The organism is Streptomyces sp. NPDC002680 (assembly GCF_042889145.1).
Taxonomy (GTDB): Bacteria; Actinomycetota; Actinomycetes; order Streptomycetales; family Streptomycetaceae; genus Streptomyces; species Streptomyces adonidis.
In genome coordinates this window covers 261,848-279,710 of record NZ_JBIAQP010000016.1, presented here as the reverse complement: position 1 = coordinate 279,710, position 17,863 = coordinate 261,848, and the positions used below count along the sequence as shown (strand labels likewise).

Below are 17,863 nucleotides of genomic sequence, written 5' to 3'. Positions count from 1 at the left end.
GGGCCCGAATGCCGCACCCAACGCCCTTGACACCACTGGTCACTTGACTCCCTACTGGTTCCTGCGCAGCCAAGGTGACAACGTTGTCCAGGTGGCAGGGAGGGTGCTCTCGCATGCGGTATGGAGTTCGGCACAGGGCTCGGTACGGATGGGAGTTCAGATCAATTTCGGCCATCACGGCGGTGTTCGCACTGGTGATCGGCGGTCAGGGCGCGGCAACCGCGCTGACGTCCGCCGCACCGGCCGCCGACGGGGAGTTCACCTCCTCGTTCGAGGCGGGTGAACCGGCGCCCGACTGGCTGAACACCGTCGACACCGCCCCGGACGGCACGAAGCGTGCCTCCGGTGTCGACGGCGGCTACAGCAGCGGAATCCCGGGCGGTGTCACCGACCGGGTGACGGATGTACGGGCGAGCAGCGAGAACACGTCCGGGGGCGAGGTGAAGGAGAACCTCGTCGACGGCGAGCCGGGCACGAAGTGGCTGACGTTCGCGCCGACCGGCTGGGTGGAGTTCGACCTGGACGCGCCGGTCAGGCTCGTCACCTACGCGCTGACCTCGGCCAACGACCACGACGAGCGCGATCCCGCGGACTGGACGCTCCAGGGCTCGACGGACGGGACGACGGGCTGGCAGACCCTCGACAGCCGCTCGGGCGAATCGTTCGCCGAGCGGTTCCGGACGAAGTCGTACGACCTTGCCGAGCCCGCCACCTACCAGCACTTCCGGCTCGACATCGGACGGAACAACGGCGGCACCATCACGCAGCTCGCCGATGTCCAGTTCTCGACGGGCGGCGGCGACGCACCCGCGCCCCGGGACATGCTGTCGCTGGTCGACCAGGGCCCGGTCGCCTCCCCGACCGCGAAGGCGCGCGCCGGTTTCACGGGCAAACGGGCGCTGCGGTACGCCGGTACGCATCTGGCGGACGGGCGGGCGTACTCGTACAACAAGGTGTTCGACGTGAACGTGGCCGTCGGCCGGGACACCGAGCTGTCGTACCGGGTCTTCCCGTCGATGGCGGACGGCGATCTCGACTACGACGCCACGAACGTGTCGGTGGACCTCGCCTTCACGGACGGCACCCTTCTGAGTGAACTCTCGGCGGTCGACCAGCACGGCTTCGCGCTGACGCCCCGTGGGCAGGGCGCGGCCAAGGTGCTGTACGTCAACCAGTGGAACCATGTGGCCTCGCGGATCGGGACGGTGGCGCGGGGGAAGACCGTAGACCGGGTGCTGGTGGCGTACGACTCGCCGTCCGGTCCCGCGAAGTTCCGTGGCTGGATCGACGACGTGACGCTGCGGACTGTCACCCCCGAGCAGCCTCGGGACCACCTGTCCGACTACGCGGTGACGACCCGGGGCACCAACTCCAGCGGCGGTTTCTCGCGGGGCAACAACTTCCCGGCGACGGCCGTGCCGCACGGCTTCAACTTCTGGACGCCGGTGACCAACGCGGGCTCGCTGAGCTGGCTGTACGACTACGCGCGGGCCAACAACGCCGACAACCTGCCGACGATCCAGGCGTTCAGCGCGAGTCATGAGCCGAGCCCCTGGATGGGCGACCGGCAGACCTTCCAGGTGATGCCGTCGGCAGCCGCCGGCACCCCGGACACCGGGCGTACGGCACGGGCGCTGGCCTTCCGGCACGAGAACGAGACCGCGCGGCCCTACTACTACGGGGTGACCTTCGAGAACGGAATGAAGTCGGAGATCGCGCCGACGGACCACGCGGCGGCCCTGCGCTTCACCTACCCGGGCGACGACGCGAGCGTCCTGTTCGACAACGTGACGGACCAGGCGGGCCTGACCCTCGACAAGGCGACCGGCACCTTCACCGGCTACTCCGACGTGAAGTCAGGGCTGTCGACGGGGGCGACCCGGCTGTTCGTGTACGGGGTGTTCGACGCGCCGGTGACGGAGGGCTCGTCGAGCGGGGTCAAGGGCCATCTGCGCTTCGACGCGGGCGAGGACCGGACGGTCACCCTGCGCATCGCGACCTCGCTCATCAGCGTCGACCAGGCCAAGGACAACCTGCGCCAGGAGATCCCGGACGGCACGTCCTTCGAGGCGGTGAAGGCCGGAGCGCAGCGGCAGTGGGACGCGCTGCTCGGAAAGGTCGTGGTGGAGGGGGCGACGCAGGACCAGCTGACGACGCTGTACTCCAGCCTGTACCGGCTCTACCTGTACCCCAACTCCGGTTTCGAGAAGGTCGGTTCGAAGTTCCAGTACGCGTCGCCGTTCTCCCCGATGCCGGGTCCCGACACCCCGACGCACACCGGGGCGAAGATCGTGGACGGCAAGGTGTACGTCAACAACGGCTTCTGGGACACGTATCGGACGACCTGGCCCGCCTACTCGCTCCTGACGCCCCGTCAAGCGGGTGAGATGGTCGACGGGTTCGTGCAGCAGTACAAGGACGGCGGCTGGACCTCGCGGTGGTCCTCCCCCGGGTACGCCGATCTGATGACGGGCACGTCGTCGGACGTGGCGTTCGCGGACGCCTATGTGAAGGGCGTGGGCTTCGACGCGAAGTCGGCGTACGACGCGGCCGTGAAGAACGCGACCGTCGTGCCCCCGTCGTCGGGCGTCGGCCGCAAGGGCATGGCGACCTCGCCCTTCCTCGGCTACACGAGCACCGACACCCACGAGGGCCTGTCGTGGGCGCTGGAGGGCTACCTCAACGACTACGGCATCGCGCGGATGGGGCAGCAGCTGTACCGCGAGACGGGGCAGCGACGGTACAAGGAGGAGTCCGAGTACTTCCTCAACCGGGCCCAGGAGTATGTGCGGTTGTTCGACACGAAGGCCGGCTTCTTCCAGGGCCGGAACGCCCAGGGCGACTGGCGGGTGGAGTCGTCGGCGTACGACCCGCGCGTCTGGGGCCACGACTACACGGAGACCAACGGCTGGGGCTACGCCTTCACGGCCCCGCAGGACAGCCGGGGCCTGGCCAACCTGTACGGCGGCCGGGCGGGCCTCGCGGACAAGCTCGACGCGTATTTCGGGACCCCGGAGACGGCGTCACCGGAGTTCGTGGGCTCGTACGGCGGGGTCATCCACGAGATGACGGAGGCCCGGGACGTCCGGATGGGCATGTACGGCCACTCCAACCAGGTGGCCCACCACGTGAACTACATGTACGACGCGGCGGGCCAGCCCTGGAAGACACAGAAGAACGTCCGCGAGGTCCTCTCCCGGCTCTACACGGGCAGTGAGATCGGGCAGGGCTACCACGGCGACGAGGACAACGGCGAGCAGTCGGCCTGGTACCTGTTCTCGGCGCTCGGCTTCTACCCGTTGGTCATGGGCAGCGGCGAATACGCCATCGGCTCCCCGCTGTTCACGAAGGCGACGGTCCATCTGGAGAACGGCCGGGACCTGGTGATCAAGGCTCCGAAGAACAGCACGCGGAACGTGTACGTACAGGGCTTGAAGGTCAACGGCAAGTCCTGGACGTCGACTTCACTCCCCCACTCGATCGTCTCCCGGGGCGGAACCCTGGAGTTCGACATGGGCGCCAAGCCCTCGACGTGGGGAACGTCCAGGAGCGCGGCGCCGGTGTCGATCACCAAGGACGACAAGGTGCCGACGCCGCGGGCGGATGTGGTGGTGGGTGAGGGCGCGTTGAACGGGGAGTTGTTCGACAACACGTCGGCGACGAACGCGACGGTGACGTCGGTGGACCTGCCGCTCGCCGGTCGCACGAAGGCCGTCCAGTACACGCTGACGTCCTCCGGCCGGGCCGAGGCCCCGACGGGCTGGGTGTTGCAGGGCTCGCCGGACGGCACCAACTGGCGGACGCTGGACCGGCGTTCGGGTGAGTCGTTCCGGTGGGACCGGCAGACTCGGGCGTTCTCGGTGGCGTCGGCGGGGTCGTACACGCGCTATCGGCTGGTGTTCGACGGGGAGTCGACGTTGGCGGAGGTGGAGTTGCTGGGCTGAGTGCTCCCCGCCCGCTTCTCCGATCAGGGGTCGGGGAAGCGGGCGGGGAGGCGGGGCAGCAACCGGCTTAGGGCTTCGGCGTGTTGATGGACGCGCTTGAGCATGGAGCGCCTGTTGTGGACCGTACCGGGGACGTCCTGGGGTGGGCCGCAGCCGACGGCCGTGTAGAGGTCGTCCAGCGACGCATGCCGCCCTCGGGTACCGTCCGGCGCGATCGGGATCAGACTCGTGCACACCTCGGACTCGCGTCCGCCATAGAAACTGATGCATACTTCCAGGCCCGCGCGGTGGTACGTCAGCTCAGAGCCGTAGAACCCCCACCGGAGGTCGTGCTCCTCCGGCTCGGCGAAGCCCTCGGTCTCGACGAGGAACGCGAAGGCGATGCGCGCCTCGGACCTGAACTCCTCGGGAAGGTTCGGCCGTCGCCCCATCCTTCGATGGTGTCAGCCAACGGCGAGGGTGAAAACGTGCACGTTCGCATTGGCCGGGAGACGTACGCTCACGATGCTCCGGCCGGCCGGAGCCGTGAACGGCCTCGTCGCGAAGACGTACGTCGGGACCGGGTCCCGGCCCGCCCCCGAGATGTTCCGGTACGGGGTCCGGGCCACGACCTCGTTGCCGTACTGGACGGTTCCCGTGCCGCCGCCGAGGGTCCAGTCGGTGAGGGCCAGGTCGGTCGTGTCGGTGGTGCCGTCGGTGTAGGTGATCGTTGCCTTCGCCTGCTGGTTGCCGAAGACCGCGCTGCCGAGGAACGACAACCGGGTTGCCGGGGTGGCGAGTTGGAGTGTCTGGGCCGTCGCCGACGCGTTGTCCGGGCGGCCCGGTGGAGAGTTCGGCCAGGTGAAGGTCAGGCCTGTCGGCAGGCTCCCTCGCGTGCCCGGAGCCAGGCCCGCCGCTGCCAGGGCCTGGCGGGAGTAGCTCCAGCCGGCGCCGTCGTAGTCGGCCTCGGTGTGGTCGCCGGTGTCGTCGGAGGTGCCCGTGTTGTTGTAGGCGGCGAGGAGGGAGCCGGGGGCCGCCACCGTGAGGGCGATCGGCTGCTCGTACGCCGTGTTCGTCGACGTGACCTTGATCCTCGCCTCGTAGAAGCCCTGGTCGGTCGTGGCCGGTGCGGCGAGCGTGATCCGCTGGGTGCCGTCAACCACCCTGCCGAAGGCGGGCGTTGCCGTTACTCCCGGCGGCGTCTGCACTTCGAAGCGCACCTCCGGGCCCTTGCCGTCGGCTCCCATCAGGGACAGTGCGCGGATGTCCACCCCCGCACTGCCTCCCGGTGCGACCGTCACCGTGGTCGGGCCTACGCCGATCTGGTACGGCTGCTCGCCCGCCCGGAAGGACGGCGGGGCGTCCGACGGAGCCGTGCCCCACGTGGGGTGCGGGGTGGCAGCCAGGGTGTAGTCCAGGGTGCCGCCGTGTCGGACGAAGGTCGCCGGGAGCCAAGGGCGGTTGCTCGTAAGGCCGTTGACCGTGAGGGAGTGGACGTACGGGGAGTTCGCCGACGCTCCCTCCGCGCGGATCGAGATGTCGTTGCCGTACGGGCGGTTGATCTCGATCCTCGGGAACAGGGGTGATGCCAGGACCAGTTCGGCTCGGGACGGTACCTGCGGGTACATGCCGAGTGCCGCGAAGACGTACCAGGAGGACATCGCGCCCAGGTCGTCGTTGCCGGGGATGCCGCCGGGGCGGGTGGACCAGAGGCTCGTCATCGCCGCGCGTACCGTCTCCTGCGTTCTGTGCGGTGCGCCCGCGTAGGCGTACAGGTAGGGGACGTTGACCGAGGGTTCGTTGTCCAGCTCCGACTTCTCGCCGCCGCTGCCGGTGAGGGCCCAGGTGCCGTCGGCGTGGTGGAAGAAGGTGTCCAGGCGGTCGATCGCCTCTGCGGTGCCGCCCATCGCCGCGAACAGGCCCGCCGGGTTGTGCGGGACCATCCAGGTGTACTGGGCCGCCGTACCCTCGACGAAGCCTCTGCCGGTGGCCGGGGTGAAGCCGGGGGCCCAACTGCCGTCCGCCCTCCGGTCGGTGATGTAGCCGCCGCTGCGGTGGGCCGCGATGTTGAAGTTGTTCTGCCACCACTGGGCGCGTTTCATGAACTCGGCCGCCCTCTCCTTCTGCCCTGCCGCGTCCGCCAGTTGGGACAGCGCGAAGTCCGCGCCCGACATCTCCAGCGTCTCCGCCGCACCGCCCCACGCGTTGGACACCGACGGCATGTAGTGGTGGGCCAAGTACTTGTCCAGGGACGGGCGTTGGCCGACCGACAGGACCGGTCTGCCCGCCGGGGACAGGTCTTGTCGTGTCGGTGTCGTCGCCGCCCGGACCAGGGAGTCCAGCGCGCCGCGCAGGTCGAAGCGGGTGCCGCCGAAGGCGTGGATGCCGGCGAGGGCGGCTGGCGACGGGTCGCCGTTCATGACGTGGGTGCCGCTGGCGCCGTGCAGCCAGCGGTCCCACAACCCGCCGTTCTGGCGGGCGAGTTCGTACAGGGACTGGGCGATGTCCGAGCCGGTGTCGGGGTCGAGGAGGGTGAGCAGCTGGACCTGGGAGCGGTAGACGTCCCAGCCGGAGAAGGTGCCGTACTGGTGGTCGTGGTTCGCGCGGACCCGGTGGACCCTGCCGTCGGCGCCCCGGTAGCGGCGGTCGGCGTCGCTGATGACGTTCGGGTGGAGGAGGGAGTGGTAGAGGGCGGTGTAGAAGGTGGTGCGTTCCGCTTCCGTGCCGCCGCCTGTCCTGATCGCGGCCAGCCTTTCCCGCCAGGCCAGTTGGGCTGCGGATCGGATCGAGGTGAAGGAGCGGGTCGGCGGGTTCTCGGCAGCCAGGTTCGCTTCGGCGCCTGCCCTGCTGACGTACGAGATACCGACCTTGACGCCCACCGGGCCCGTGCCGGGCTCGAACTCCACATAGCCGCCTGCCCCTTTGCCCGCCACCGGGCGGCCGTTGTCAGCGGTGAAGCCGCCTGTGCCGCCGGACGTGGACGTCGTACCGGGGCTGAGTCGGTCGTCCTGCCAGGTGCCAGTCGACTTGAAGGCGCGGTCGAAGCGGGCCGTGAAGTGGAGGGTGTAGTACGGGCGTCGGCCCTCCGGGTCGAGGTGGCCGCAGAAGTTGCCGGAGGTGACCGAGCCCGAGACCGTGCGGGCGGCGGGGTCGATCGTGACCGTCGAATCCGTCGAGCCCACCTCGGAGTTGGCCGTACGGATCAGCATCGAGGCCGGTTTGTCGAGTGGGTAGGTGAAGCGGGCGGAGCCTGTGCGGGCGGTCGCCGTGAGGTCGGCGGTGACCCCGGATGCCATGCCCACCCGGTAGCGGCCCGGCTCCGCCGTCTCGTCGGCGTGGCTGAAGTCGGCCGCGTACACCGCGTCCTGGGTGTCGCTCGCCGGGGAGGAGGTGACCTGTCCGGCGTACGGGAAGAACGGGATGTCGCCGCTGCCGCCCGCGCAGCCCGTGCCGGACATATGGGTGAGGCTGAAGCCCCGGATGCGGGTGGCGTCGTAGTGGTAGCCGCCGGGGGCGGCCGTGCGGGTGGCGTCGCCCCGGGTGTTCTCCGGGCTCCAGGAGAGCATGCCGAACGGGACGACCGCGCCCGGGAAGACATCGCCGCCGTTCCTGGTGCCGATCAGCGGATCGACGTACGGGGTGGGGTCCTCGACCAGGGGGATTGCGGATGCGTCCGCCGGAGAGGGCGCGCCCAGCGCCAGAGCGGCGGCGAGCAGCAGGGACGTGGGGCGGACACGCATGACGCGGACCCTCCTTCTTCGGACGGGTCGCGCACCACAGGTCGCACAAGCCGCGGGGACAGTGACGTCCGCCAGCGGTACCACGGGCAGGCGTGTGCCCCTGCGGCAACACGCGAGCCGGTCATGCTTCCGGGGGACCCTGAGGCCCCTGCCAGGGAGGCAACCAGGTTGACGATGTTGTCCATTGGGGCGATAGAGTGATGTTTGGGCCGCTGGACAACGTTGTCTCCAGCACTTGGCCCCACTCCGAGAACTGCTCCACCCGGGCCTCATCCCCCGTGCCGGCCCGGCTCGCGGACCCGGTGGGTATCGACCACCGGGTCCGCCCTGAGCAGGCCGAGGCCCGACAGGTCTAACCGACCCGGCAGGGCAAGGTCGTTGCCGTATCACCGCCGGAGCCCTGGACGACGTACCCGAAAGTCGCGCTTGCGCCCGGACTGAGCGAGCCGTTCCAGTTGGCGTTGTGGACCATCACCGCCTGGCCGTTGTAGGTCGGGGTGCCGTTCCAGAGGCTGGCGACCGTCTGGCCGGCCGGGAGGGTCCAGTCGACCATCCAGCCGAGCATCGGCACGGTGCCGGAGTTGGTGACGGTCACCTCGGACTGGTAGCCGCCGTTCCAACTGCCCGTCGTACGGCGGCTTGCGGTGCACGCGCCGGGCGGGGGCTCGGTGGGCGGGTTGCCCGGGTCCTTGATGCCGGTCACCTCGCCGTTGCCGCCGTCGAAGACGACGTCGGAGCAGGAGTAGAAGGTCTCCGCGCTGTCGGAGCGCTGCCACACCATGTAGATGAGGTGGCGGCCCGACTTGTTCGCCGGAAGTTGGCCGGTCCAGGAGTAGTTGGCCTCGACGTTGCCCGGGGTGCCGTTGAGCGGCGGGTGGTCGACGCTCAGGAACGGCTGGGACTCGATCGCGTCCCAGGTGAGCGTCCGGGTCGGGTCGAAGCCGTCCTTGGTGATGTAGACGTAGAACCAACCCGGGTGCGCCGCCCACGCGTTGTACGAGAAGTCGACGGTGGCACCCGAGGTGAGATGGGTCAACGGCCAGTCGGCGCTGGGGGTGTTGAACCCGGTGAAGTTGGTGTTGCCGCCGCTGCACAGCTCGCCGTCCGGGACGAAGCCCCGGGTGCGGCCGGCGCCGTCCGAGCGGAGTACCGAGAACCAGTTGTAGAACGGCGTGGTGCCGCTGACCTGTTGGGCCGTCTTGCAGGCCGGGTTGACCGCCTTGATCTCGCCGGTGTCGGTGAGGGCGTCCTGCCAGCACAGGAAGGTACGGCTGCCGGGTTTCATCGGGGTGCCGTGGGCCTCGGCGTCACCGCCCGCCGTGACGACCAGGCCGAGGGCCGGGATCGCGGTGAGCAGGGCGAGGAGGACGAGGAGGAGGGCTCTGCCCCGGGTGGGGAGGGGTAAGCGGGGGGAGGGTGGGGGTGGTGATGTGGATGTCATGGCCATGTCATGATCTCCTGGAGGGCGTGCGCGATGTGCGATACATGGGGGGCGAAGGGGGTGCGGGGCGGTGGGGCGGGAGCCACTCCCGGTTGTGCGGGTTCCGGTCCGCTCGATGTGGGAGCGCTCCCACCCCACTCTTCTTCGAAGCTAGCGCCGAGCGGTGTGGTTGTAAACGGCTGACGCACGAGAGCCGCACCCTGGTGGATGCGGCCCGCGCGATGACAGAAAAACCGTTCGGGAGTTGTGTCACCGGTGGTGCGGTGACGTCAGGAGATGCTGTCGAGGAAGCTCCCTTCCGTCGTCGTTGCCAGACGACTCTGAGGGCAGTACCTGAGGGAAAGCTGAAGGGGAAGTGCCGCTGGGTGGTTGTCTGTTGGGTGCGGCGCCGTCGTGGCTGGTCGCGCAGTTCCCCGCGCCCCTGGGAGGGCGGCTTCGCCGGCCCTCCCAGCCCTCCTAGCCCTCCTAGCCCTCCGCGGCCTCTGTGGAGACTTCGAGCCGGGCCCTCAACTCGGCGTTCTCCGCCTCCAAGGACACGATCCGTTTTCTCGCGAAATACAGCTCCATCACCGCGTCGTGGAACTCGGAGACCAGTTCTTCGGGGGTCAGTTGCACCGCTGGATCCTTCTGTCCGTCAGGCTGGGGCGATTGTCGTGACCGTGCCGTTCGCGCCGCGCCAGAGGAGGGCGCCGCCCGATGCGTACAGGGCGCCGCCGCCCGTGCTGTCCACCGAGGTCGGTACCGTCGGCGCGTTCGCGAGGCGGACCGAACCCTCGACGAGGAGGGCGGCGGGGGCGTCGGTGCGCTGGACTATGTGGACCTGGGCGCGGGGTGTGGCCGCGCGGTCGATGCCGATGCCGATGCGGCCGGTGCCCTTGACGATGAAGTCGTCCAGGCCCGTGTTGTTGCGCAGGGCGATCAGGTTGCCCTTGGTCGCGCCGGTCGTCGACGTGAGGTAGATGCCCTGGGCGGCGGTGCCGTCCGTGCGGAGGTCGATCGACAGGGCCGCCGCGTTGGCGTCGGAGCCGTCGGCGTACCCCCGATGGGTGATCTTCAGGGTGCCCCGGGCGGTCTCGGTGCCGGAGAGGTACATGGCCGAGGTGCCCGGGTTGTCGGAGACCACGTTCAGCGCGGCGCCGCTGCCCGCCGTACCGGCCTGGTAGACGGTCGCCGCGTGGTTCGTCTCCGAGGTCGTCTTGAGGAACGCGGCCTCCAGTGTCGTGTCGGCACTGAATCTCTCGGCCGCCACCGGGCCGTCGAACGTCGTCGTCGCGCCGTTCTCCCCCGCCGCCGAGGCCGTACCTGTCGCGGCTGCCGTCGCGACGGTCACCGCGCCCGCCGTGAAGCTCCCCAGAAACAGTCTGCGTGCCACCGGCATGCGACTTCCCCCATCCGTCGTCTGTCGTGTCTGCTGCTACCGGAGGGACATGCGGGTCCCCCGAGACACGACAACGATCAACTCCGAATGGTTGTACGGAGATCAGGGCGGGTCGGTGTCGGCTGCGGTGCCGGTGTCGCGGTGGGCAGTTCGATCGTGAACTCGGTGTGCCCGGGGACGCTTTCGACGCCGATGCTGCCGCCGTGCGCGGACACGATGGCCGTCACGATGGCGAGGCCGAGGCCCGAACCGCCGTCATGGGGGCCCGTACGGGCGCGGGACACGTCGGCGCGGGTGAAGCGTTCGAAGACCGACGGGAGCAGGTGCGGCGGGATGCCGGGGCCGTCGTCGCGTACGCGGACGACGCAGCGCTCGTCCACGACCTCGACGGAGGCCACCACCGTCGTACCGGGGGGTGTGTGAACGCGTGCGTTGGCGAGCAGGTTGGCCACCACCTGGTGCAGCCTGGCCTCGTCGCCGGAGACCAGTGCCGGGGAGTCGAGGAGCAGGGCCAGCTGCCAGTTGTGGTTCTCGCCGGCGGCGCGCGCGTCCCACACCGACTCGGCGACCACCGCCGCGAGGTCCACCTCGGCCGACTGCAACGGCCGCCCCTCGTCGAGCCGGGCGAGCAGCAGCAGGTCCTCGACCAGCCCGGTCATCCGCGCCGACTCCGCCGACACGCGCCGCCAGGCCATCGCGGGCTCGATCCGCTGCGTGCCCCGGTTCATGAGTTCGGCGTATCCGGCGATCGAGGCGAGCGGGGTACGGAGTTCATGGCTGGCGTCGGCCAGGAAGCGCCGCATGCGTTCCTCGCCCGCCTGGCGCTCGGCGAGGGACGATTCGACGTGGTCGATCATCCGGTTGAGGGCGGCGCCGACCTGGCCCGCCTCGCTGCCCGGGTCGGTGTCGCGTTCCGGGACCCGGGTGAGACCGACGACCGCGCCCCGGCCCAGCGGCGCCCGCGAGACCTCGACGGCGGTGGCGGCGACCCGGCCCAGGGGTCGCAGTTGACGCCGTATGACGACCGCGCAGAGGCAGCCCGCGACCGTCAGTCCGACCGCCGCCACCACGGCCTCGACGACGACCAGGCCCCGGATCATGTTCTGGACGTCGTCCATCGGCAGCCCGGTCAGCACCCGGACGCCGTTGCCCGAGGTGCCGCCGATCGCCGTGATCCGGTAGGTGCCGAGGCCCGGCACGGTACGGGTGTGCATCCTGCCGTCGGGCCTGATTCCGGCAAGTGCCGACCGCTGGGCGTGAGTCAGGTTCTGGGGCGCCGCGTCCTGGGCGACGACCTGGGCGGTGAGCAGGGTGCCGTCCGCGTCGAGCCGGGCGGCCAGGGTTCCGGCGGGCTGGCCGCTCTCGTTGAGGAAGCCGAGGTTGGAGTCCAGCTCGGGGTGGAGCCGCGCTCCGCCCTGGCTGCGCGCGACGGCGTTGGCGACGCGGTCGTCGAGGCTGCCCAGCAGGTACCTCTGCTGGGCGAAGATGGTGGTGACCGCCATGGCGGCGCACACGACGGCCAGGGTGACGCCGATGAAGAACAGCAGGCGGGTCCGCAGTGAGCGCCCGCGCAGTCGTACGGTCATCTCCCGTCCTCCCCCGCCCGGATCGCGTACCCGAGTCCGCGCACGGTGTGGATCATCGGGGCCCGCCCCTTGTCGATCTTGCGGCGCAGGCTGGAGATGTAGACCTCGACGAGGTTGTCGCCGCTGTCGAAGCAGCTGGTCCAGACGTGGTCGAGGATCTGGCTCTTGCTGAGCACCTGGCGCGGATGGCCCATCAGCAGGCTGAGCAGGTCGAACTCCTTGGCGGTGAGCTGGACGGGCGTGCCGTCGCGGTGCACCTCGCGGGTCTCCTCGGTGACGACGAGGTCGCCGAGGACGCGTACGGAGTCGTCGGTGCGGGTCTGTTCGGCGCCGCAGCGCCGGAGCAGTCCGCGCAGCCGCAGGACGACCTCCTCCAGGGAGAACGGCTTGGTGACGTAGTCGTCGGCGCCCGCCTCCAGTCCGTCGAGCCGGTGTTCGAGGGCGTCGCGGGCGGTGAGCATGAGGACGGGCAGCCGCGGGCTCTCGTACCGGAGCCTGCGCAGCACCTGGAGGCCGTCGATGTCGGGCAGCATGCCGTCGAGGACGACGGCGTGCGGGGCCGAGGAGCGGGCGATGCGCAGCGCGCTCTCGCCGTCGAGGGCCGGGTAGGGCCGCCAGCCCGCCTCGGTGACGGCAACGCACAGCAGTTCCGTGAGCGCCGGTTCGTCGTCGACGATCAGCACACGGACATGACCGCCGCGAACCCCTGAAGTGCCAGACATGTCCTGATCGTGTCCCGGTTTCCTGGGGGAATCCTGTGTTCAACCTGGGCGACGGCCGTGGGACGCCCTCCCGGTGGCATCGGATGCGGTCAACTGCCGTGACCGAAGGGGGCATTGGCACTCCCCGGCCACAGGAATCCCTTGAGTCGCTTTGCGCGCTCCACGCACTCTGATCACTGGCTTCCGCTCCACGAGGGCGGAGGCGTTTCAGCGTTCAGGGGAGGACGTCCACACATGCGAAGACTCCACGCCCTTTGGGCCGTGGCAGGAGCGGCCGGGCTGCTCGCCGGGGCGGTCACGCCCGCGGCGGCAGGTCCCGTGTCCCCGACCATCCAACCGGGCAGCACGCAGACACCACACACCGACACCCAGACCGTCACCCTCATCACCGGCGACACGGTTTCCGTCACCACCGGGTCCGACGGCAGATCCGCCGTCGAGGTCGAGCGCGGCGAGGGCCGTGAGGCGGCCACCTTCCTGTCCACCGAGCGCGACGGCGAGGTCAGTGTCCTGCCGGCGGACGCGATCCCGCTGGTGCAGGCGGGCCGTCTCGACCCGGCCCTGTTCAACGTCACCCAGCTGGTGAAGCAGGGGTACGCGGACTCGAAGACCGGCACCACGCCGGTGATCGCGACGTACAAGAGCGGCAGCGTGACCCCCGAGGGCGCACGCCGGACGCTCGCACTGCCCGCGATCGACGGGGCCGCGCTGAGCGCGAAGAAGTCGACCTCGTTCTGGGCCGACATCGCTCCCGCACTCGGCACCGAGCCCACCGCGAAGGCCGCGAAGCAGCTCGGCGAGGGCATCGACAAGCTCTGGCTCGACGGCAAGGTGCAGGCGTCCCTCGACGTCAGCGTCCCGCAGATCGGCGCACCCGAGGTGTGGCAGGCGGGCTACGACGGCACGGGCGTCGACGTCGCGGTCCTGGACACGGGCGTGGACACCGGGCACCCGGATCTGGCGGGGAAGCTCGCCGAGACGCAGAGCTTCGTGCCGGGCGAGGCGGTGCAGGACGGTCACGGCCACGGCACCCATGTGGCGTCCACGATCGTCGGCTCCGGCGCGGCCTCGGACGGCAAGCGCAAGGGCGTCGCGCCGGGCGCCGATCTGTTCGTCGGCAAGGTGCTCGACAACACCGGCCACGGCCAGGACTCGTGGATCATCGCGGGCATGGACTGGGCGGCCCACTCCGGGGCGAAGATCGTCTCCATGTCGTTGGGCGGTACGGCGACCGGCCCCTCCGACATCCTGAGCGAGACCGTCGACGAGCTGTCCGCCTCCACCGGCACCCTCTTCGTGATCGCGGCGGGCAACTCCGGTCCGGCCGAGCAGACGGTCGGCACCCCGGGCATCGCCGACTCGGCGCTGACGGTCGGTGCCGTCGACAAGTCCGACAAGCTGGCCTCGTTCTCCAGCCGCGGTCCGCGCCTCGGCGACTCCGCGGTCAAGCCGGAGATCACCGCGCCGGGTGTGGCCATCACCGCGGCCCGCGCCGCCGGCACCACCATGGCCGGCAGTACGCCGGTCGACGACTACTACTCGACGGCGAGCGGTACGTCGATGGCGACCCCGCATGTCGCGGGCGCCGCGGCGCTGGTCGCCCAGGCCCACCCCGACTGGACGGGCCAGCAGATCAAGCAGGCGCTGGCGACCACGGCGAAGACCATGCCGGACGCCGACGTCTTCCAGCAGGGCGACGGCCGCGTCGACGCCGTACGGGCGGTGAATCAGGGCGTCTTCGCGACCCCGGCACTGAGCTTCGGCAAGTACGAGGAGGCCGACAGCGAGGTCGCCACCAAGGACATCACGTACACCAACACCACGGACAAAGCGGTGGAGTTGAAGGTGTCCTCGTCACTTCTCGACGCCGCACTGAACGCGGACGCGGTCACCGTCCCGGCGAAGGGCACAGCCACCGTCGCGGTCACGGTCGACCCGGCCAAGGAGGCGACGGGCCGGTACACGGGCCACATCACCGCGAGCGCCGACGGTGTCCTCGTCACCACCGCCGTCGGCTTCGAGAAGCTGCCGAAGACCTACGACCTGAAGGTGTCGCTGCTGGGCCGCGACGGCGAGCCGTCCACGTCCGCGTCGCTCTTCATGCTGCAGGAGCTGAACGGCGCGTACGCGGACACCTACGGGTTCATCGGCAAGGGCTACACCTTCAAGGTGCCGGCCGGTACGTATTCCATGGCGTCCTGGATCTCCACGCGGGACGCGGCCGGACTGGAGGTCGACACCTCGATCGTCGGTGATCCGGAGATCATGGTCGACAAGGACACCGAGGTCGTCCTCGACGCCCGCAAGGCGGTCGAGATCAAGCCGAAGACCAAGGAGGACTCCGAGTTCCGGGGCTTCACCACCAACTGGCACCGGGAAGGCCCGGGCACTGGCCTGGGGGTGACCTACAGCCAGGGCTGGTGGACCGATCACGTCTATGTGGCGCCCACCGAGAAGGTCACCCAGGGCGTGTTCGAGTTCTCCTCGAAGTTCCGGCTGTACGCCAAGGAGCTGACGGCGAGCGTCACCGGCCCGGAGAAGTACGCGCTGCCCCTCGACTACGCGCAGACGTACAGCGGCCTCCCCGTGAAGGTCAGCGGTGATCACACGGTGCGGGCGGTGGACGCGGGCGCCGGAACCGCGGCCGACTTCGAAGGACTCGACGTCAAGGGCAAGGTGGCGGTCGTCCACGTGGGCGCCGGCAAGAGGGCGGACGAGGCACTGACCAACGCGACGGCGGCCGGGGCCGGTTACGTCCTCGCCTACCAGGAGACGCCCGGGTACTGGCTCGGCTCCGTGCAGAGCATGACCATCCCGCTGATGCTCGCCACCGGCGAGGACGGCGCGAAGCTCGGCGCCCTGCTGAAGAGCGGGAAGAAGGTCAAGCTGAAGCTGAAGGGCACTCCGGTCAGTCCGTACGTGTACAACGTGATGTTCCCGCAGGTGGGGGCCGTCTCGGCCAACCAGACGTACAACCTGAACAGCTCCAACACGGTGAAGCAGACGGTTCGCTACCACGGGGCCCGGGCCGGTGATGTCGGCAAGGACGCCGTGTACCGGTTCCGCCCCTGGCAGGGGGCCGACATCGCGACCAGCACCAACGTGCAGCTCGGCACGGAGCGCACCGAGTACTACAACGTCTCCGACACCCGGATCTGGCACGCCGTCTATGCCAACTGGAAGGCGACCCAGCCTCAGTGGGGTCTCGTGCGGACCTTCGACAAGGCGGGCAAGCAGCCCGCCGAGGACTGGCTGGGCCAGGTCGTCCGCCCGGCGACCGCTCAGCAGTACGGCCTCTCCCAGCGCACCGGTGACAAACTCTCCTTCCGGATCCCGGAGTTGAGCGATTCCGCACCGGGCCACTACGGATCGGTGGACAACGTCCTGGACACCGCGAAGGGCAAGCTGTACGCGGACGGGCAGTTGGTCGGCGACACCGCGCTCGGCGGCTACGGCACCTTCACCGTCCCGGCGGCGAAGTCCTCGTACCGCCTCGTGGTCGACGCACAGCGCACGGCCGACTGGGCGTCGTACTCCACCGGCACCCACACCGAGTGGTCCTTCGCCTCGGCGCACACGGACCAGCAGACGGCGCTCGGGGTGCTCTCGGTCGACTACGACGTGGCCGGGATCGACCTCCTCAACCGTGCTGAGGCCGGGCACACGTCGAAGCTCGGCCTCTCCGTCCGGAACCAGTCGGGCGGCGTCACCGCCGGTTCCCTGAAGGCCTGGGTCTCGTACGACGACGGCACCTCCTGGAAGGAAGTGAAGGTCAAGAACGGCAAGGCGGAGCTCAAGCACCCGAAGAAGGGCGCCGGGTTCGTGTCGCTGCGCGTACGGGCCGCCGACCGGGACGGCAACACGGTCGACCAGACAGTCGTACGGGCGTTCGGCCTGAAGTAGCGACCTCCGTCAAACATTGCGAAAATCCTTAACAAAGATCGTCTACCGTGCCGAGCCATGGTGAACACGGCATACGACACGGCAAGGGAGACCCCTGCCGCGAGCCCCTGGGCCGCGGTGGGGGTCTCCGCGTTCGACGAGCTGTTGTATCAGGCCATCCTCAACCAGCCCGACGCCGGCGCGGCCGGCTGGGCGCTGCTGACCGGTGCCTCCCCGGCCCGGGTCCGCGAGGCCTGCAACCGGCTTCTCACGCTCGGTCTGCTGCAACCACCGGACTCCATGGGCGGATTACGGGCGGTCGACCCCCGGGTGGCGATCCGCGCGCTGATCCGGCGGCGCGAGACGGAGTCCGAACTGCTGTCCGCCACCGCCGAGGAGATGGCGACCGCGTACGAGGCGGGGCTGCTGCGCGAGGAGCCGTCCCGGCTGGTCGAGGTGGCGTCCGGCGAGGGCGCCATCGCGGCACGCCTGGAGGAGATGTACGCGCGCGCGGAGCACGAGGTGTGCCTTTTCGACACACCGCCGTATCTCGCCCCGGCCGGTCCGCAGGTGGATCTCCAGGCCGATCTGCTCGACCGCGGGATCGTCTCCCGTGGGATCTACGCGGCGACCGGCCTGGAGGATCCGAAGGTCATGTCCCGCGCCCTGAGGATGGTCGAACTCGGCGAGCAGGCCCGGGTGTTGCCTTCCGTGCCGCTCAAGCTGCTGGTGGTCGACGGATGCCGGGCGCTGCTGCCGCTGACCGCCTCCGTGGCCGGCGGCTACTGCGCCGTCGTGATCTGGCACTCGGCGGTGACCGAGGCCCTGCAGAAGCTCTTCGAGATGGCCTGGCAGCAGGCGACTCCGCTGGGCCAGGCGACGGACGACAGCGAACTCTCCGAGAGCGAGAGGACGTTGACCCGGCTGCTGGCGGCCGGAATGAAGGACGAGGCGGTGGCTCGCCATCTGGGGGTGAGTCTGCGGACCCTGCGGCGGCGGGTGAGCGAGCTGCAGGAGCGGCTGGGGGCGGCGAGCAGGTTCCAGCTGGGGATGCGGGCTTCCCAACGCGGCTGGGTGTAGCCGCTGCGGCTCCTATGAGGCGAAGGGCCGCGCTCCGGCCGGGAGCGGGGCCCTCGCTCCGTCGACTGCCGTGGCCGAAGGGTGCATTGGCACTCCCCGGCCACAGGAATC

Annotated in this window: 10 protein-coding genes; 3 read left to right on the top strand and 7 right to left on the bottom strand. The window is 69.9% G+C overall.

Translation table 11 applies throughout. From position 1 onward, the window contains the following. Nucleotides 1-113 precede the first annotated feature (113 nt). Nucleotides 114-3,944, top strand: coding sequence for a GH92 family glycosyl hydrolase (locus tag ACFYXF_RS36450; protein ID WP_389356234.1), 3,831 nt, complete (start codon nt 114-116; stop codon nt 3,942-3,944). A 23-nt stretch (nt 3,945-3,967) separates the two neighbouring features. Here the strand turns inward: ACFYXF_RS36450 and ACFYXF_RS36445 are convergent, their stop codons facing one another. The 7 genes from ACFYXF_RS36445 to ACFYXF_RS36415 all read right to left on the bottom strand — a co-directional run bounded on the left by ACFYXF_RS36445 (nt 3,968) and on the right by ACFYXF_RS36415 (nt 12,790). Continuing rightward, nucleotides 3,968-4,375 carry a hypothetical protein gene (locus ACFYXF_RS36445; RefSeq protein WP_389356233.1) on the bottom strand — a complete coding sequence of 136 codons (408 nt, stop codon included), beginning with the start codon at nt 4,373-4,375 and terminating at the stop codon, nt 3,968-3,970. 12 nt (nt 4,376-4,387) lie between these two features. After that, a complete protein-coding gene (locus ACFYXF_RS36440) occupies nt 4,388-7,663 on the bottom strand; it encodes a GH92 family glycosyl hydrolase (protein ID WP_389356232.1) in 3,276 nt (1,091 codons plus the stop codon). Nucleotides 7,664-8,015: 352 nt separating this feature from the next. Further along, complete coding sequence (locus tag ACFYXF_RS36435) at nt 8,016-9,110, bottom strand: lytic polysaccharide monooxygenase (RefSeq protein ID WP_389356231.1); 1,095 nt, start codon at nt 9,108-9,110, stop codon at nt 8,016-8,018. Between the two features lie 459 nt (nt 9,111-9,569). Continuing rightward, on the bottom strand, nt 9,570-9,719 hold the full coding sequence (locus tag ACFYXF_RS36430) for a hypothetical protein (RefSeq protein WP_389356230.1): 150 nt from the start codon (nt 9,717-9,719) through the stop codon (nt 9,570-9,572). 19 nt (nt 9,720-9,738) lie between these two features. Next, on the bottom strand, nt 9,739-10,482 hold the full coding sequence (locus tag ACFYXF_RS36425; protein ID WP_389356229.1) for a hyaluronoglucosaminidase: 744 nt from the start codon (nt 10,480-10,482) through the stop codon (nt 9,739-9,741). 77 nt (nt 10,483-10,559) lie between these two features. Beyond that, nucleotides 10,560-12,068, bottom strand: coding sequence for a sensor histidine kinase (locus tag ACFYXF_RS36420; protein ID WP_389356228.1), 1,509 nt, complete (start codon nt 12,066-12,068; stop codon nt 10,560-10,562). Then, nucleotides 12,065-12,790 (bottom strand): response regulator transcription factor, encoded by a 726-nt coding sequence (locus ACFYXF_RS36415; RefSeq protein WP_389356227.1) that lies wholly within the window; start codon nt 12,788-12,790, stop codon nt 12,065-12,067. The genes ACFYXF_RS36420 and ACFYXF_RS36415 overlap by 4 nt, the downstream gene beginning before the upstream one ends. A 234-nt stretch (nt 12,791-13,024) precedes the next feature. On the opposite strand from ACFYXF_RS36415, the gene ACFYXF_RS36410 reads away from it, so the two are divergent. Together ACFYXF_RS36410 and ACFYXF_RS36405 are read left to right on the top strand one after the other, a co-directional pair. Further along, nucleotides 13,025-16,693, top strand: coding sequence for a S8 family serine peptidase (locus tag ACFYXF_RS36410; RefSeq protein ID WP_389356226.1), 3,669 nt, complete (start codon nt 13,025-13,027; stop codon nt 16,691-16,693). 57 nt (nt 16,694-16,750) lie between these two features. Then, nucleotides 16,751-17,752 (top strand): response regulator transcription factor, encoded by a 1,002-nt coding sequence (locus ACFYXF_RS36405; protein WP_389356225.1) that lies wholly within the window; start codon nt 16,751-16,753, stop codon nt 17,750-17,752. Nucleotides 17,753-17,863 lie beyond the last annotated feature (111 nt).

Coding starts and splice junctions, on each gene's coding strand:
- ACFYXF_RS36450 (WP_389356234.1), top strand. CDS start 114: ATGCGGTATGGAGTTCGGCACAGGGCTCGGTACGGATGGGAGTTCAGA.
- ACFYXF_RS36445 (WP_389356233.1), bottom strand. CDS start 4,375: ATGGGGCGACGGCCGAACCTTCCCGAGGAGTTCAGGTCCGAGGCGCGC.
- ACFYXF_RS36440 (WP_389356232.1), bottom strand. CDS start 7,663: ATGCGTGTCCGCCCCACGTCCCTGCTGCTCGCCGCCGCTCTGGCGCTG.
- ACFYXF_RS36435 (WP_389356231.1), bottom strand. CDS start 9,110: ATGGCCATGACATCCACATCACCACCCCCACCCTCCCCCCGCTTACCC.
- ACFYXF_RS36425 (WP_389356229.1), bottom strand. CDS start 10,482: ATGCCGGTGGCACGCAGACTGTTTCTGGGGAGCTTCACGGCGGGCGCG.
- ACFYXF_RS36420 (WP_389356228.1), bottom strand. CDS start 12,068: ATGACCGTACGACTGCGCGGGCGCTCACTGCGGACCCGCCTGCTGTTC.
- ACFYXF_RS36415 (WP_389356227.1), bottom strand. CDS start 12,790: ATGTCTGGCACTTCAGGGGTTCGCGGCGGTCATGTCCGTGTGCTGATC.
- ACFYXF_RS36410 (WP_389356226.1), top strand. CDS start 13,025: ATGCGAAGACTCCACGCCCTTTGGGCCGTGGCAGGAGCGGCCGGGCTG.
- ACFYXF_RS36405 (WP_389356225.1), top strand. CDS start 16,751: ATGGTGAACACGGCATACGACACGGCAAGGGAGACCCCTGCCGCGAGC.